Origin of the sequence: Yeosuana marina, assembly GCF_011762485.1 — a bacterium.
GTDB classification, from domain to species: domain Bacteria; phylum Bacteroidota; class Bacteroidia; order Flavobacteriales; family Flavobacteriaceae; genus Yeosuana; species Yeosuana marina.
Genome location: NZ_JAAKGI010000027.1, coordinates 102,645 through 119,659 on the forward strand (window position 1 = coordinate 102,645; position 17,015 = coordinate 119,659).

Consider the following 17,015-nt stretch of genomic DNA (forward strand, 5'->3'; position numbering starts at 1 on the left):
AAATATAACATGACAGGATTATCTCTTTTAAAAAAACGAACAACCCTTTGGATGTTGGTTGTTATTGGACTCCTAGTATCGTCTTGCGCGACCAAACAGGATGTGGTGTATTTTCAAAATGCTAAAAATTTTGAAACCATTGTTGATACCGATACATTTACCCCCCGTTTAAAAGTAAATGACATTGTGAGTATTTATGTGTCTACTTTTGATATGGAAGCAAGTAAACCGTTTAATTTGATTAAATCAACTGGAAGCTCTGGTCAACTTATTGATTATTTAATAGATATTGATGGGAATATAGATTTCCCTGTGTTGGGGAAAGTTAAATTGTTGGGATTGACCGTGGAAGAAGCTAAAGAATTGATTAAACAAAAATTATCGGATGGCTATTTAAAAGATCCTATTGTTAATATTCGTATTCTTAACTTCAGAATTTCTGTTTTAGGTGCTGTGAATAATCCAGGCACCTATACCATTTCAGGGGAACGCATCACGATTATGGAGGCCTTAGGTTTAGCAGGTGATTTAAATATTAAAGGGCGTCGCGATAATATTTTAGTGATTAGAGACTTTAATGGAACGAAAACGTATACCCGAGTTGATTTAACCAATAAAGAGGTGTTTAATTCTCCAGTGTATTATTTAACCCAAAACGATGTGGTTTATGTAGAACCTAATAATTCTGCTATTAGTAGTGCTTCAGGGGATACACGAATTGGAACGATTATAAGTATTACGTCTTTTATACTCACAACAGCCCTTATATTTGTAACCAGAAATTAGATGTATGTATGATATCAGATAATCCGATTCCTATGATGGATGCACCACAATCTTCTGAAAGTTTTAATCTTAAGAAAACTATTTCATTATATACTAAAAAGTGGTCTTGGTTTTTGTTGACCACCCTTCTTTTTGTAGGCCTGGCGTATTTTTATTTACGCTATCAAATCCCTCAATATGAAGCTACAGCGAATATTATGTTGATTAGTGAAAAAGATGCCTCAGACCCCAGTGCTGTTTTTAAAGATTTATCTTTATTTTCGGAAAATGAAGATGCTAAAATAGAAGATGAAATTTTAGTGTTTACCTCTCGAGGCGTGCTTAACGAAGTGGCAGATAAACTCAATTTAAATCTACGCTATTTTACACAGGGTCGTGTGTTAGAAACTGAGTTATATAAAAACATCCCAATCGCTATTAATTTTATTGCTTCAGATTCTATTATTAACACGACACGTTTTAACTTTTATATTGACATTGACTCTGATTCGGGTTTTAATTATCGTATTAATGAAGAGGACACGCCTAAAAAAGTGGTTTTTGGTGAAACTATACCGACGCCTTTTGGAGGCATGATTATAACGCCAAAAACAGAGTCCGAGACCTCTTTAAAAGGACGCAATTTAAGAATTCAATTAACACCTTTAGATCAAGTTACCGAGCGTTTACGAAATTCTATCTCTGTGTATCAATCGGCTAAATCATCAAAAGTGTTGTCTATTAGTTTGGATGATGCTATTACGGACAGAGCCATCGATATTATTAATACCTTAATTAGTGAATATGACGTTTATACGTCTTATATCAAAAATATCCGCTCTAAAAATACCTCTGAGTTTATTGATAATCGTATCCAGCTCATCGCCTCTGATTTAGTGAATGTGGATGATAGTATTGTTCGATTTAAAACGGGTAATAAAATTACGGATGTTTCCTCTGAAGCGGGTCAGTTTTTAAGTTCAAGTACCCAAAACCAACAAGTGTTAGATGAAAGTAAAACTCAGTTACGGGTTCTTAATTATATGGAAGAATCCCTAGGCGATGACAACTCCTCTTTTGAACCTATTCCAGCTAATTTAGGATCTGGGGACCCAGCTATTAGCGCGCTTGCTGCTCGTTATAGTGAGTTGTTAGCCAATAGAGAACGCCTTTTACGAAGTGCTGGTGAAAAAAACTTAGTGGTTGTAGAGTTAGACCAATCTTTAAACAGCATAAGACAAAGTTTACGTCAAAATATTGAAAATGCTGCAAAGTCCTTACGTATTAGAATTGGTAGTCTTGAAAATCAATCGGATCGTATCAATTCAAAAATATATTCGGTTCCAGGGCAGGAACGTAAGCTACGCTCTATAGAACGTAAACAGGGCATTAAAGAATCTCTGTATTTGTATTTGCTACAAAAGCGAGAAGAGGCTGCCATTACATTAACCTCAACGTCGCCTAACCTAAAAATTATTGATAGTGCTTATAGTTATGGTAGTCCTGTGTCGCCCAATAAAAAAATGATCTATATTGGGGCATTTTTCTTAGCGCTCTTTTTACCCTTTTCCGTGATTTATGTGAGTGATTTATTAGATACTAAAATCCATAACAAAGAAGATTTAGAGGCGATTATTACGAATATTCCTATTTTAGGTGAGATTCCTAAAATAAAAAGTAAACATATGCCATTAGTGCAACGCAATGACAGATCTCTACTCTCTGAATCCTTTCGTATCATCCGAACTAATTTTGATTATGTAAGACGGGGACGTCATGTTAAGGACTATGATAATGTTATTTTTGTAACGTCTACCATTAATGGAGAAGGAAAATCATTTTTTAGTATGAATTTGGCATTGACTTTTGCTAATACCGATAAGCGAGTGTTATTAATTGGTGCAGACATACGAAATCCAAAAATAGATTTAGAACCTTTAAAAAAGAAGAAAAAAGATGCTGTGACCAAAGTTGGTCTTACGGAGTATTTAGCTGATGATTCTATTCTTATTGGAGAAACCATTACGTCTTATGACGATAAAAATAATAAGATAGATGTCATGCTGTCTGGTAACGTTCCACCTAATCCTGCAGAACTGTTGATGAGTGAGCGTATGAAACCTTTGTTTGATAAAGTGTCTGAGCAATATGATTATGTTATAGTAGATACAGCACCCTCGATGTTAGTAACCGACACTTTATTGTTTAGTCAATATGCTGGACATACCGTTTATATGACGCGTGCAGAGTATACAGAGAAACCTATTTTAAAGTTTGCGAAGGAGTTGCACGCTAATAATAAACTGCGTGGTATGATGCTGGTTGTGAATGATGTGGATCAAGCTAATTTTGGCTATGGTGCTAAATATGGTTATTATGGCGCTCCTAAAAAGAAACCGTTATTTAAATGGTTTTCAAAACGTTAAGATTAGTTGGCTATTAGCCACTAGCTTTTAGTTGTTTGTGGGTTGGCTCTTATTGTTTTTAAAGGCTTCGACTGCGCTCAGCCTGACAGAGAAACTAATTTTTATTGGGTTTTGGTTGTGATTAATGAATATTAAAAGTTCATAGATTCTATTATAGGTTTCGACTGCGCTCAACCTGACATTGAAGTTGGTTGTTAGCTCTTATTGTTTTTAAAGGTTTCGACCGTGCTCAACCTGACATTTGAACTAATTTTTATTGGGTTTTGGTTGTGATTAACTTACTGTTGAGGTTGATAGGCTTCGACTGCGCTCAGCCTGACAGAGTAACTAATTTTTATGTGTTTTTGGTTGTGATTAATGAATATTAAAAGTTTATAGATTCTATTATAGGTTTCGACTGCGCTCAACCTGACATTGAAGTTGGTTGTTAGCTTTTAGCTGTTGGCTTTTATTGTTTTAAAGGCTTCGACTGCGCTCAACCTGACAGAGAAACTAATTTTTGTTGGGTTTGGTTGTGATTAACTTACTATTGAAGTTAATAGGCTTCGACTGCGCTCAGCCTGACATTTCAAGTAACTATTTTCTTTGTTGTGTAGAGGTCTCGTTTTTAAGTATCCAATAACTGAATTTGATTTTATTTAAAAAAGGAGATTATTCTTCATCATCATTGAATAAATCTGATTCTACAGCGTCTTCTAAATCTGGATCGACTACCACGTTTCCTAATTCATCGACTTCAAAATCATCCTTATCAAAATTAATCATGGTATAATGTAGTTTACTACTCACCTTAACCAAATAATCTGCATCTTCCGTTGTAATTTCAACGGCTTCAATGGTTTCATTATGATGATTATCAAACCTAATAATATCTTTATCGCTATAACCATCAGGATATTTTTCTGTTAGCAATTTAAGCACTTCGGGGGTTAACTTTTTGTAATCAACAATAATTCGTTTCATGTGTTTAATTTATTGTTTCTCAATTGATCCCATGTAACATCTATATAATCATTCCCTTATGGGATTATGAATTTAGCCATGGATGTTTCATCTGTAAATCTTTTAATTCGTATTTATGTTCAGATGTCGTGCCTTCATATCGAATACTCATCAAAAGATACTGGCACGCCCTATAAAAGCTGATATTATAAAGTTACAACTATTTTTTTATTCTAAATTATTAGGATTCATAAAATTTAAAAGCTTCTATGATGATCAATTCATCCACCAAGCAATCTATTTTAGGCTTTCCTATTGCTTCCAGAAGTACAAAATTTATATTTCCATGATGATTCTTTTTATCATATTTCATCAACTCTAGAATGGGTGCATAATCTGATTCATCAAACTTTATAACGCCGTAATATTTGTTAAAAACAGTTTTAATGTCGTTTGCTGTTTGTAATGGAAGTCCGACTAGTTGCGATGAGATGTAACTAGCCAACACAATACCTATGGCTATAGCTTCACCGTGTAACAATTCTTTTTTATTTGGATTGCTTAAACAATAGGATTCAATCGCGTGACCGAGGGTATGACCAAAATTCAAGGTTTTGCGAAGATTATTTTCATAAGGATCGACATCAACCACGTTCTTTTTGATTAGAATGGATTTATAAATCAATTCATCTAAATTATCAAATGACATGTCTGATAGCTTTGTAAATTTATTCCAATAAGACTCATCACTAATCAAACCATGTTTCAGCATTTCAGCCAATCCAGAGCGCATTTGATTTTGCGGTAAGGTTTTTAGGTATTGTGTATCAATAAGTACTAAATCAGGAGTACTAATAACACCTATTTGGTTTTTTAAGGTTCCTAAATCGACACCCGTTTTACCTCCTACAGAGGCATCGACCATAGATAATAGGGTAGTAGGTATGTTAATATAGGCTATACCGCGTTTGAAGGTAGAGGCTACAAACCCTCCTAAATCTGTGATAACACCTCCACCAACATTGATAAGTAAGCTTTTTCTATCGCCATCAAAATCAGACAGCGTACTCCAAACGCCTAGACAGGTCTCAATGGTTTTGTGAATTTCACCCGCCTCAATTTCTATAATTTCTATTGTACTTGTTGTTTCCAATTGATTTAACAAAATGGGCAAACATAATTCATGGGTGTTTTCATCAACTAAAACAAAAATATTAGAAAAATTAGATTCTTTAATATGCTTATTTAAAGACGAATAGCACGTTTTATTAAAATGTATAGTTGAGTTATTTGCGGTAATAGAATTCATAACATAAAAAAAAATAATTTACGGTGTGAAATTAAGGAGATTTTATATAAAATGATAATTGAACAATAATTATCTTTACATTAATTTTATATCAATATGAAAATCGATCACATCTTTGAAAATACTGAAGTTGCTTTTTCTCTTAAAAGTGATTCTGAGCTTGAACGCGCTTATTTTTTATTTAAAATGATCTCTATAGAACCCCTTGTTAAAATAGGTTCTGTCGCGACCAACCTTGCTATTAAGGCTCATTTGCCTATAGAGGGACTTATTCGGTCGACTGTTTTTGATCACTTTTGTGGTGGTGTCAATGAAGAAGATTGTTTACCAGTGATTGACAGGTTGTATGAAAAGGGGGTGAGTTCGGTTTTAGATTTCTCTGCTGAAGGCAAGGAAAGTGCTAAAGAATTTGATGCTGCTATGCATACCACTTTGAAGATTATGGATTTCGCCAATGAACGACCTGCTATGCCCATTGCTGTTTTTAAACCTACTGGTTTTGGTCGGTTTAAACTATTTGAAAAACTATCAAAAGGAGACTCTCTTACCGCTAAGGAGCAGGAGGAGTGGGAACAAGTTGTCTATAGATATGATATGGTTTGTAAAAAAGGGAAAGAACACGATATTGAGGTACTTATTGATGCTGAAGAAAGCTGGATGCAAAAAGCCTCTGATGATTTGGTTACCAAAATGATGCATAAATATAATACAGAAAAACCGATTGTATTTAATACGTTGCAAATGTATCGAACCGATAGATTAGACTTTTTAAAGCAAGAACATCAACTAGCTAAAGAGAACGGGTATTATTTAGGTTACAAATTGGTTAGAGGTGCCTATTTAGAAAAAGAAAATGAGCGTGCTAAAGATAAGGGCTACCCAACACCTATGTGTAGTAGTAAAGAAGCAACAGATACTAATTTTAATGCTGCTGTTGCTTATATGTTGGATCATATTGAAGATATGTCCATATTTTTAGGGTCACATAATGAAGACAGTTCTTATAAAATGATGCAGCTTATGGCTGAAAAAGGATTTAAAAATAATGATGATCGCGTTTGGTTTGGTCAGCTTTATGGTATGAGTGATCATATTACGTTTAATTTAGCAGAGAGAGGTTATAATGTTGCGAAATATATTCCTTTTGGTCCTGTTAGAGATGTGATGCCTTATTTAATTAGAAGAGCCGAAGAAAATACCTCAGTAGCTGGACAAACAGGGCGTGAATTAACCTTATTAAGTAAAGAAAGGAAACGTAGAAAGCTCAATTAATCGCAATAGGTTGATAAGAGTGCCTTAATTTCTGAAGGCTTTTGATAGGGGGTAATCGCTTGTAAAGAGCTTAAATCAAGTGATTTAGAGTGCGTTTCCTGATTTTTAACCACGTAGAGTATGTCTTGATGGCGGGTTGGCTTTAATTGCTCGTTATTAGCAATGATGTCTTCATGAAGTTTTTCACCAGGTCTAAGACCTATGAGTTTAATTGCTATCTCATTATCCGTATTGGTATGGTATAGTTTGATAAATGTTTTAGCAAGGTCTAAAACTTTTATAGGCTCTCCCATATCAAACGTCAATATAGGATACTCCCAATCATCATTATGTGCTATTTTTAAAATAAGCTGACAGGCTTTATCTTTATTAATAAAATATCTTGATACGTCGCTATCTGTAACCGTAATGGCATGATCTCGCTCTATTTGTTTTTTAAATAACGGAATTAATGATCCATTGGAGCCCAAAACATTTCCGAACCTAGTAATTACAAATTGTGTTTTATGTGTTTTATTGATATGTTCTAAATACATCTCGGCAATACGTTTCGTCATGCCCATCACACTTATTGGATGTACCGCTTTATCTGTAGAAATAAAAACCATCTTTTTAGTCTGATATTGTATTGCTAAATCAGCTAATAATTTGGTGCCAAAAATATTTATTTTAACCGCTTCATAAGGATTAGACTCCATTAAAGGCACATGCTTATAGGCTGCTGTATGAAAAATAATGGATGGCTTTAAGGTCTTAAATAAATCAACTATAGGCTCTTCATCCCGAATGTCAGATAATACAATAGATATATTTTGTTTTGATAGCTGTTCTAGGTCATTTTGCAAATAGTACAGTGGAGTTTCTGCGTTATCAAGGAGGATAAGATGTTTGACAGGATAGCGTATTAATAATTTAGCTAAACCGCTACCAATAGTTCCTGCTGCCCCCGTAATTAAAATAGTTTCGTTTGCAAAATCAAAATCTAATACAAGGCTATTCTGAATGCTAAGAATATTATCGAACTCATTTAATAAATTTTTGATTCGATTCGAGTTGGTTTCATTCATAGACTGGGTTTAGTAAAAAAGGTGTTATATTAGGATAACTAACGTATGCAAATTATAAAATTTTTTGGTGTATACCTAATACCAAATTATTACAAATATTTAGAAACTAGTCTATTTTGTAAGTACTCTAATGATCGTGATTCCTATCAATTTCAAATCAAAAAAGAAATGACGTTTTTGTATATATTGTTTGTTAAGACTTAGCTTTTTAGGCATAATAGTATGAATAAAATACTGCTCTGGGTCCTCTGCTGCTTTGAGAAGTTCTACTTCATTTCTAAATTCTATGGAGGCGAGTCCTGTAATCCCTGGTCTTACCGTAAAGACAATTAAATCGTCTTTACTGTAATAATTCACATATTTTCGTAACTCTGGTCGTGGTCCAACAAAGCTCATATCGCCTTTTAAAACGTTCAGCAGTTGAGGGAATTCATCAATTTTGTAACGACGCAAAAAATAACCAACGTTGGTAATTCTTGAATCTTTATTTCCTAAGGTTAATAAGCCTTGTTTATCAGACTCCAAATACATCGTTCTAAATTTAAAGATGTTGAAATCGACATTATTTAAGCCGACTCTTGGCTGTATAAATAATACGGGGCCTTTGGAGTCTAACTTAATCATAAGCGCAATGACAAGCAGAGCAGGAGCGAGGATGATAAGGCTTACTAAAGACACGACACAATCAAAACCACGCTTTATCATATAGTTATTTCATGGTAATCTTTAAAACGGTTGCAATACTGTCGCAATTTTCAACAGATAACACAATGTTTTTTTGGTCGTTTGTTCCTTCAATAGCATAAATTCCGCACGGTTTTTTTCTGGCTTGACTATCAGAAAAACTAATACTGCCATTTGCTAGGATTTGTGCAATGGTTGTTGAATCTATTGTTTGATTTGAAATAGCTTCAGTCACAGCTTCATTATAAACTACTTTTTTTGTGCTTATATCTTTTAAAACTCTGGCCTCAGGCCCATAACTACAAGACACATGTTTACCGTTTAAAAAGAAGGCTAAAATAATTAAGCCCATGGAAAACCCTCCAAGATAATATCCAACACGTTGTAATAATGTCATTTTTAAAATAAGAAATTTAATGCGGATGTTTTAACGATTAAAAAATAAGCAAATTGATATCGCTATGTTTTAAATCGAACCACTCTCCAACAGATTTATTGGTTAAAATACCGTGGTAAAAATACAATCCATTTTTTAAACCTTTGTCAAATCGTAAAGAATTTTCAATGCCGCCGTCATCCGCGATTTTTAATAGGTAAGGCGTAAAAATGTTACTTATTGATACTGATGCCGTTCTGGAGTATCTTGCAGGTATATTTGGTACGCAATAGTGAATGACATCATGTTTTACAAATGTAGGATTTTTATGAGTAGTGACTTCACTCGTTTCAAAACAGCCGCCCATATCGATGCTCACATCTATAATTATGGAACCTTTTTTCATAGATTCGACCATAGATTCTGTGACGACTATAGGTGCTCTGTTGGTTCCTCTAACGGCTCCAATCACCACATCGCAACGTTTTAAGGCTTTGGTTAGATTTTTTGGCTGAAGGGTAGAAGTAGACAAGGTTCTACCTAGGTTGGTTTGAATTCGGCGTAGTTTTGAAAGTGAATTATCAAAAATTTTTACATTAGCCCCTAAACCAATAGAGCTTCGTGCTGCAAACTCTCCAACCGTACCTGCACCAATAATAACCACTTCTACCGGAGGCACTCCACTAATATTACCAAACATTAAACCATTACCTTCAGAACTATTTGATAAGAGTTCGGAAGCTATTAAAACACAGGCTGTTCCTGCTATTTCACTTAAGGATCTTACGGCAGGGTATAAGCCATCTTCGTCTCTAATAAATTCAAAAGCTAAGGCAGTAATTCGTTTTGATGCTAACGCTTCAAAATATTTTTTGCTTTGCGTTTTTAGTTGCAACGCAGAAATTAAGATGGTCTGTGGATTCAAAAGTTTAATTTGTTCCAAACTTGGTGGCTCAACTTTTAAAATCATAGGGCATGCATAAACCTTAGCTGTGTCTTTTGTAATTTCGGCACCTGCTTCGCTATAATCTTTATCACTAAAACTAGCGCCAATACCAGCACCAGCCTCTAAAAGTACTCTATGGCCGTTATTAACCAATGCAGATACCGCATCGGGTGTTAAGCAAACCCGTTTTTCCTGAAAAGCTGTTTCCTTGGGGATACCAATAAATAATTCGCCTTTACGTTTAAAAATTTCAAGAGTCTCTTCTTGCGGTAAAAGCTGCTGTTTTGTAAAAGGAGATAGCGATTTAGACATACGTATTTAATGCGTTTAATAAAAAATCAAATTACGAATAAAAATTTGAATGTTTAAAATAAAATGATGCATTTCATCGGAATAAATGATAATTATATAAACAAAATGTAAGATTTTATTAACCATTACGCTAAATCCACAATGATTTTTAATTTAATTATTTTATGTTTGTTACTTAGTTTTAAATATATGTTTGTAAGATTATTATTATCTCTTTTTATTATAAGTCCATTTATTTGCAACGCCCAAGAACTCAGTTTAAATGGTTCTATAAAAGACGAACATAATGCTCCTATCGTATTCTCAAATGTTATCATAACATCCGTGTCAGATTCAAATTTTATCAAAGGTACCACAACAGATGATAACGGTATTTTTAAGTTTGAAGGTTTGAAAGCCGATAATTACATGTTAGAGGTTAGTTTCTTAGGTTATGAAACGTATAGAGATACTATTTCGTTGCACAGCAACCTTAATTATAAACCAATCATCCTTAAGGAGCAATTGCAAAATTTAGAGGGAGTGACTGTTACAGCTAAAAGACCCACGTTAAAGCGCTTGGTTGATCGTTTAGTTTTTAATGTTGAGAATAGCACGCTCTCCAATGGTAATGTTTTAGATGTTTTAAAAAACACCCCTGGCGTTTTGGTGTATAACGATGCCATTACGATAAAAAATAGTACACCTACGGTTTATATTAATGACCGGAAAGTACATTTGTCGGCCAATGAAATTCAGCAGTTACTAGAAGGTACGTCCGCTTCAAGTGTTAAATCTATTGAAGTGATTACCAATCCACCAGCCAAATATGAAGCAGAAGGTGGTTCTGTTCTTAATATCGTGATGAGTAAGAGTTTATTACCAGGCTATAACGGCAGTGTTTTTGGTTCCTATAAACAAGGCTCTGAATATCCTAAATATGCTTTAGGTACAAGTCATTTTTTTAAAACGGAGGTTATCGATGCATATGTAAATTATAGTATAAGTCCGAGAAAAGACTTTAGACATAATAACGAGGTTGTTAATTTTATAGATAATAATCAAATTTTTTCTAGCTGGGAAACAGACTTTAAAAGAACAAGGGAAACGATGAACCAAACGGTTAATGCTAATATTGATTTTAAAATTGATGAGCGTAATACGTTGAGCGTTTCAACTAATATGCTTATCGCGCCTAGAGATCATACTAAGACCTCTGTTAATTCTTTAACCGATGTTTTTAACTCTAATAAAGTTTTAGATTCTACGTTTCATACGTCGAATAAGTTAGTTGATGAAACGTATAACCTATCTTTTAATTTAGATTATGTGCATAAATTTGACAAAGAAGGTGAGAAAATTTCAGTAAATACGCACTATACAGATTATGATTTTTCAAGTTATCAAAATGTAGATACTGATTATTTTTTACCCAATGCAGCAGATGCCTTTAGAAATAATAAATTCCAAACATACTCGAGTCAAAAAATTAAATTATACACGGGTCAAATCGATTATGAATTACCTATTGATAACTCTGCTCAATTTGAATCAGGATTTAAAGTTTCTAGTATTGATTCTAAAAGTATATTAAATCAATTTACTTTTGTTAATGGCACTAAAGAAGAAGATTTAGAGAATTCTGACACCTTTTTATATGATGAAAAGAACTATGCTGCTTATGCAAGTTTTTCTAAAGATTGGAATTCATGGAGTTTAAAGTTAGGACTTCGTTCAGAATACACAGACATTCAAGGAAACTCATTAGCTACTAGTCAAATAAATAATACTGATTATCTGAAATTGTTTCCGTCGTTCTATATCTTACATCGTTTTAATGACCATCATGAACTTTATTTTAATTATAACAGACGTATATACAGGCCACGATATAGTGAGTTGAATCCGTTTAAGTATTTTTTAAATGATAACGCTTATTCAGTTGGTAATCCTAATTTAAAACCAGAAATTGATGATGTGTTTACTTTAGGATACACCTTTAATAGAAAATATACGTTTGAAGCTTATTACAGATACGAAAACGACCCAACACTGGAGATTATTTTACAAGACAATGTTGAAAATTTAATTACATATAATAATACCAATATTAATCAAAATATTTCTTACGGATTAGACTTTACAACCTATACTAAGATAGCGACAAATTGGAATATGTATTTGTTATCCTCGTTGTTTCATGAAGACAATCAATTTTATGCCCAGGATATCAATAATCAATTAGTGACTAATAATAGATGGTCATTTTACTCCCAACTAATTAATTATTTTTCCTTTCTTAAGGACAAAAGTTTACTAGCTGATATCTCGTATTTGTATATCTCACCTATTGTAAATGGTCCATCTAATATTACAAGTCGACATGGGCTTACTATTAATTTAAAAAAGACGTTGTGGGATAATAGAGGATCCTTAAGCGTTGGTGTTACTGATGTATTTAATACTCAAAACTTCACACAAACCAATGATTATTTAAATCAGGATTATTATTTAAAATCGAGATTTGAAAATCGCTTATTTACAGTGGGATTTAACTACAAGTTTGGAAATATCCATTTAAAAACGAATCAAAAAGATATTGAGTTGGAGGAGAGAGATCGCTTAAATAAAAATTCTAACTAGTTAAAAATATTGTTTAATCTTATCCCAAAAGGATTTAGGGGATACCTTAAATTCATCTTCTAATTCTTGTAAAGATTTCGTGGCATCATTGATTTTATTAAAAATTTGTGCTCTAATTAAATAGATAGAAGGCACTATGATTGCCATAATAGGGATTAAATAAATAAGCTGATTGCTATCAACATATTCTAAATCCTGTTTTAATGTAAAAAATATTTGATAACTGTACATGGCTATTGGAACTAAAAGCGCATGAAACCACCAGTGTCGACACGTAAAAAACCAAATAAAAAGAAGTAATAAAGGTATTATCTTACTACTTAAAACCCATATGCTAATATTTGCGCTTTCATAATATCCACTTCTATAGGTAAATAAAAAAGTGTTCCAAACTTTAACATCTGGAACACTTTCATATAAATAAAATAAATAGGGTGTCATTGCTATTATAGTTGCAATAATACTCCCTATTATTAAACTTCTTTTATCCGCAAATTGGAATTTTAACTCTTGCTTTTTCAACTTTGGCGGTTTGGTTTCCATCTTGGTTCATTGTGTTAGCTGCATAAGCTGTAAACAACATACCTCCGAAAATTGCTAGTGCAATTACATACTTTTTAGTTTTCATAATTTTAAGGGATTAATTAATTAATACCTCAAAAGTAACTAAAAGTGTCTTGAAGATTTTTCGAAAATGTTAAAATTATGTTAAAAACAATAGATTTTAAAATTTGACGTTGTGGCTTTACCGTAAACCTTCAAAATTTGGAGCGCTATTTTGTTTATTAGCTATAAAAATCAGCATATTTGCTTATCAATATCTGTTTTAAAATTCAACTTTAACAATCTAGAATTATCTGATTGTAACGCTAAATCTATTCTATCAATTTTATCAGGAAGCACACTTTCAACAATTTCTGGCCATTCTATAATTACCCAATACTTAGAAAATATATAATCTTCAATACCAAAATTGTAAGCTTCTTCTAAATCTTTAATTCTATATAAATCAAAATGAAAAATAGTGTCATCTTTCATTGTGTATTCATTAACTATCGAAAACGTTGGACTACTTACCTCGTCATCACTTCCCAATGCTTTAACCAACGCTTTTATCAACGTTGTTTTTCCAGCCCCCATATCACCATATATAATTATGATTTTTGAGTTTAAACAGGTAATAATCTGTTTAGCGACCTCATGAATCGAATTTAAGGTGTACTGCATTTAATTTTTGTACAATATTAGTATTAATTTTTGAAAAAACCTAATAATTTATGTATTTCATCGATGTTTTTTGCGTTATACAGATTTATTTAGGGTTGAAAACAACAAACGGAATAATCATTTCTTCAAGCGAAACCCCTCCATGTTGATAGCTGTTTCTGTAATAACTCACATAATGATTGTAATTATTAGGATAGGCAAAAAACAAATCGCCTTTAGCGAAAATATAAGAACTACTCATATTTATTGAGGGCAAATGTATTTTTTTTGGATCTTTAGCTACCAATACATCTTTAGTTTCGTACGTTAAACTTCTACCAGTTTTATAGCGAAGGTTTAAACTAGTATCTCTATCTCCAACTACTTTTGATGGATTTTTTACATTAATCGTTCCGTGATCTGTTGTTATAATAAGTTTAAACCCTAATAGCTGTGCTTGATGAATCATTTCTAATAGGGGAGAGTTTTTAAACCAACTTAAGGCTAACGATCTGTAGGCTTTATCATTTGATGCTAACTCTTTAACGACTTCCATTTCGGTTTTAGAATGTGAAAGCATATCAACAAAATTATAAACAACTACCGTTAAGTCATTGTTTTTTAAGGTATTGAAGTTTTCAACCAATTTTTTACCCGTTTTTAAATTGGTAATTTTATGGTATTCATAGGTTAAATGACGTAATCCTAAACGTTTCAGTTGACTTTCTAAAAACTCTGCTTCATAAAGGTTTTTACCGCCTTCATCGGTATCGTTTTTCCAATATTGTGGAAACAACTTTTCCATGTCGCTTGGCATTAAACCAGAAAATATAGCATTTCTAGCGTATTGTGTGGCAGTTGGTAAAATGCTGTAAAAAGGTGTTTCGCTTTCTTTTTTGTAATAATTATTAATAATAGGCTCAAAAACTTTCCATTGGTCAAATCGTAAATTATCGATTATCACTAATAGGGTAGGTTGTTCTTTACTCAGTTCTGGGGCTATTTTATCTTTAAAAAGTGTATGAGACATCACAGGCGCTTCTGCATTTGCTTCAAACCAAGATTCATAATTTTTATCGATAAATTTTCCGAATTGCGCATTGGCTTCAATTTTTTGAGATTCTAAGATCTCAAACATGCCGATGTCTTCAATATCTTCTAATTGAATTTCCCAATAAATCAATTTCTGATATAAAGTGGCCCATTCTTCAAACGTATTCACCATCGATAAATCCATGGCTATTTTTCTAAACTCCTGTTGATAGTTAGAGGTTGTTTTTTCTGAAATTAGTCTAGAATGGTCTAAGTTCTTTTTTAAACTAAGCAAAATTTGGTTTGGGTTAACAGGTTTTATAAGGTAATCGGCAATTTTATTACCAATAGCTTCTTCCATAATATATTCCTCTTCACTCTTTGTAATCATTACTACTGGAAGCGTATCACGTTTTTCTTTAATTTCATTTAAAGTTTCAAGACCCGAGAGTCCCGGCATATTTTCGTCTAAGAAAACAATATCAAAATTGACCTCTTCTAAAATATCTAGCGCTTCAGAGCCACTTGTACAAGTTGTAACTTTATAATGTCTTTGCTCAAGAAATAAAATATGAGGTTTTAATAAATCAATTTCATCATCAATCCAGAGTATTTGTATTGTATTCATTTATAAAAATTTAAATGTTGTTTAGGATGTTTTTTTAATTATATAATGAGAAATATGCTACTCATATCTATATATTTGTAACAATTTAACATTAAAATTTAAAGTTTGAATAAACTTAAAATCTTTAACGACCCAATTTACGGTTTTATTACTATCCCCAATGCGCTTATTTTTGATTTAATACAGCATAAGTATTTTCAGAGACTGCGCCGAATAACCCAAATGGGGATGTCGTATCTCGTGTATCCTGGAGCACATCACACTCGTTTTCATCACGCTATAGGCTGTGTGCATTTAATGAAACAAGCCGTTAATGTGCTTAGTTTTAAGGGAGTTACTATTTCTGAAGATGAAGAAAACGCACTATATATAGCGATTCTTTTGCATGATATTGGGCACGGACCATTCTCACACGCCATGGAACATACTATAGTAAAAGGTCTATCTCATGAGCAAATTTCACTCTTGTTTATGGAGCAATTGAATAAAGAATTTAACTCAAGTTTAACGCTTGCCATAGAAATTTTTAAGGGAACCTATCCCAAAAAATTTATGTGTCAATTGGTTTCTGGACAATTAGACATGGACAGAGCCGATTATTTAAAGCGCGATAGTTTTTATACAGGTGTTGCAGAAGGAAATATTAGTAGTGAGCGTCTTATTACAATGCTAAATGTGGTAAATGATTGCTTAGTGGTTGAAGAAAAAGGTATTTATAGTGTTGAAAAATTCCTAAATGCGAGGCGCTTTATGTATTGGCAAGTCTATTTACACAAAACGGGGATTGTTGCAGAACAATTGTTAATACGTGTTTTAAAACGTGCTAAAGAGTTAAAAAAATCTGGTATTGCATTAGAGTCAAGTTATGCCTTTAACTATTTTTTAGAGCATAACATTGCATTGAACGATTTTAATGAATCTACTGTAAAATTGTTTTCAGAACTTGATGATTTCGATATTATTTCAGCGATGAAACAATGGCAGCATCATGCAGATTTTGTTTTAAGTAATTTATGCAAAATGATTATTAATAGAGATTTACTTAAAATAAAAGTTAAGACTAAGACAATCAATAAAGACAAACTTCAAAAGCATCTTCAAAAGTTAATTACGACGCATCATATAACAAAAAAAGAGGCTGAGTATTTTGTGTTCATGGGTACGATTTCTAATCAAGCCTATATGCCAAAAACCCAAAACATTAACATTTTGCATAAATCTGGAAAGATAGAGGATATAACGGAAGCATCAGATTTATTTAATCTAAAAGCCTTGTCAAAACCAGTCACAAAATATTATATATGCTATCCTAAAGAAAAACTTTAGGACATTTTTCATATTTTTGCCACAATCAAACAAAAAGAACAAACTTAGAGAGCTATATGAATACATCTAGAACGTTAACATTTAATAAACTTTTTTCTAGGC

The 17,015-nt window shown here is 32.7% G+C and carries 15 protein-coding genes; 5 read left to right on the plus strand and 10 right to left on the minus strand.

Features of this window, described 5'->3' with window-relative positions:
* The first annotated feature begins 9 nt into the window (after positions 1-9).
* Entirely contained in the window at positions 10-786 is a 777-nt protein-coding gene (locus G5V56_RS14760) for a polysaccharide biosynthesis/export family protein (RefSeq protein ID WP_240911336.1), read from the plus strand.
* Between the two features lie 8 nt (positions 787-794).
* Entirely contained in the window at positions 795-3,191 is a 2,397-nt protein-coding gene (locus G5V56_RS14765; RefSeq protein ID WP_166966475.1) for a GumC family protein, read from the plus strand.
* Between the two features lie 651 nt (positions 3,192-3,842).
* Here G5V56_RS14765 and G5V56_RS14770 read toward each other — a convergent pair.
* The gene (locus G5V56_RS14770; protein WP_166966477.1) at positions 3,843-4,154 is read right to left on the minus strand and encodes a hypothetical protein; all 312 of its coding nucleotides are present in this window, start codon (positions 4,152-4,154) and stop codon (positions 3,843-3,845) included.
* A gap of 220 nt (positions 4,155-4,374) precedes the next feature.
* Positions 4,375-5,442 carry a 3-dehydroquinate synthase gene (gene aroB, locus G5V56_RS14775; protein ID WP_166966479.1) on the minus strand — a complete coding sequence of 356 codons (1,068 nt, stop codon included), beginning with the start codon at positions 5,440-5,442 and terminating at the stop codon, positions 4,375-4,377.
* A 102-nt stretch (positions 5,443-5,544) separates the two neighbouring features.
* Here aroB and G5V56_RS14780 point away from each other — a divergent pair, with 102 nt between their 5' ends.
* The gene (locus G5V56_RS14780) at positions 5,545-6,714 is read left to right on the plus strand and encodes a proline dehydrogenase family protein (RefSeq protein WP_166966773.1); all 1,170 of its coding nucleotides are present in this window, start codon (positions 5,545-5,547) and stop codon (positions 6,712-6,714) included.
* On the opposite strand, the gene G5V56_RS14785 is transcribed toward G5V56_RS14780, so the two are convergent.
* The 4 genes from G5V56_RS14785 to G5V56_RS14800 all read right to left on the minus strand — a co-directional run bounded on the left by G5V56_RS14785 (position 6,711) and on the right by G5V56_RS14800 (position 10,099).
* A complete protein-coding gene (locus G5V56_RS14785) occupies positions 6,711-7,781 on the minus strand; it encodes an SDR family NAD(P)-dependent oxidoreductase (protein WP_166966481.1) in 1,071 nt (356 codons plus the stop codon). The two genes, G5V56_RS14780 and G5V56_RS14785, sit on opposite strands and share 4 nt — an antisense overlap.
* Before the next feature lie 111 nt (positions 7,782-7,892).
* Positions 7,893-8,486, minus strand: coding sequence for a sugar transferase (locus G5V56_RS14790; protein ID WP_206285910.1), 594 nt, complete (start codon positions 8,484-8,486; stop codon positions 7,893-7,895).
* Positions 8,487-8,490: 4 nt separating this feature from the next.
* Complete coding sequence (locus G5V56_RS14795) at positions 8,491-8,862, minus strand: hypothetical protein (RefSeq protein ID WP_166966483.1); 372 nt, start codon at positions 8,860-8,862, stop codon at positions 8,491-8,493.
* A 37-nt stretch (positions 8,863-8,899) separates the two neighbouring features.
* The gene (locus G5V56_RS14800) at positions 8,900-10,099 is read right to left on the minus strand and encodes an alanine dehydrogenase (protein ID WP_166966485.1); all 1,200 of its coding nucleotides are present in this window, start codon (positions 10,097-10,099) and stop codon (positions 8,900-8,902) included.
* Positions 10,100-10,288: 189 nt separating this feature from the next.
* On the opposite strand from G5V56_RS14800, the gene G5V56_RS14805 reads away from it, so the two are divergent.
* Positions 10,289-12,721, plus strand: coding sequence for a TonB-dependent receptor domain-containing protein (locus G5V56_RS14805; RefSeq protein ID WP_166966487.1), 2,433 nt, complete (start codon positions 10,289-10,291; stop codon positions 12,719-12,721).
* On the opposite strand, the gene G5V56_RS14810 is transcribed toward G5V56_RS14805, so the two are convergent.
* The 4 genes from G5V56_RS14810 to porX form a co-directional block, all read right to left on the minus strand.
* On the minus strand, positions 12,722-13,243 hold the full coding sequence (locus G5V56_RS14810) for a hypothetical protein (RefSeq protein ID WP_240911338.1): 522 nt from the start codon (positions 13,241-13,243) through the stop codon (positions 12,722-12,724).
* Positions 13,206-13,349 carry a hypothetical protein gene (locus tag G5V56_RS14815; RefSeq protein WP_166966491.1) on the minus strand — a complete coding sequence of 48 codons (144 nt, stop codon included), beginning with the start codon at positions 13,347-13,349 and terminating at the stop codon, positions 13,206-13,208. Before G5V56_RS14815 ends, G5V56_RS14810 begins: the two co-directional genes overlap by 38 nt.
* A 170-nt stretch (positions 13,350-13,519) precedes the next feature.
* The gene (gene tsaE / locus G5V56_RS14820; RefSeq protein WP_166966493.1) at positions 13,520-13,948 is read right to left on the minus strand and encodes a tRNA (adenosine(37)-N6)-threonylcarbamoyltransferase complex ATPase subunit type 1 TsaE; all 429 of its coding nucleotides are present in this window, start codon (positions 13,946-13,948) and stop codon (positions 13,520-13,522) included.
* 85 nt (positions 13,949-14,033) lie between these two features.
* Positions 14,034-15,587, minus strand: coding sequence for a T9SS response regulator signal transducer PorX (gene porX, locus G5V56_RS14825; protein WP_166966495.1), 1,554 nt, complete (start codon positions 15,585-15,587; stop codon positions 14,034-14,036).
* Positions 15,588-15,692: 105 nt separating this feature from the next.
* Here porX and G5V56_RS14830 point away from each other — a divergent pair, with 105 nt between their 5' ends.
* Positions 15,693-16,913, plus strand: coding sequence for an HD domain-containing protein (locus G5V56_RS14830; protein ID WP_166966497.1), 1,221 nt, complete (start codon positions 15,693-15,695; stop codon positions 16,911-16,913).
* Positions 16,914-17,015: the final 102 nt, after the last annotated feature.

Bases quoted from the DNA above. Each gene is read 5' to 3' on its own strand.
- G5V56_RS14760 (WP_240911336.1), top strand. From the start codon at position 10: ATGACAGGATTATCTCTTTTAAAAAAACGAACAACCCTTTGGATGTTG.
- G5V56_RS14765 (WP_166966475.1), top strand. From the start codon at position 795: ATGATATCAGATAATCCGATTCCTATGATGGATGCACCACAATCTTCT.
- G5V56_RS14770 (WP_166966477.1), bottom strand. From the start codon at position 4,154: ATGAAACGAATTATTGTTGATTACAAAAAGTTAACCCCCGAAGTGCTT.
- aroB (WP_166966479.1), bottom strand. From the start codon at position 5,442: ATGAATTCTATTACCGCAAATAACTCAACTATACATTTTAATAAAACG.
- G5V56_RS14785 (WP_166966481.1), bottom strand. From the start codon at position 7,781: ATGAATGAAACCAACTCGAATCGAATCAAAAATTTATTAAATGAGTTC.
- G5V56_RS14790 (WP_206285910.1), bottom strand. From the start codon at position 8,486: ATGATAAAGCGTGGTTTTGATTGTGTCGTGTCTTTAGTAAGCCTTATC.
- G5V56_RS14795 (WP_166966483.1), bottom strand. From the start codon at position 8,862: ATGACATTATTACAACGTGTTGGATATTATCTTGGAGGGTTTTCCATG.
- G5V56_RS14800 (WP_166966485.1), bottom strand. From the start codon at position 10,099: ATGTCTAAATCGCTATCTCCTTTTACAAAACAGCAGCTTTTACCGCAA.
- G5V56_RS14805 (WP_166966487.1), top strand. From the start codon at position 10,289: ATGTTTGTAAGATTATTATTATCTCTTTTTATTATAAGTCCATTTATT.
- G5V56_RS14815 (WP_166966491.1), bottom strand. From the start codon at position 13,349: ATGAAAACTAAAAAGTATGTAATTGCACTAGCAATTTTCGGAGGTATG.
- tsaE (WP_166966493.1), bottom strand. From the start codon at position 13,948: ATGCAGTACACCTTAAATTCGATTCATGAGGTCGCTAAACAGATTATT.
- porX (WP_166966495.1), bottom strand. From the start codon at position 15,587: ATGAATACAATACAAATACTCTGGATTGATGATGAAATTGATTTATTA.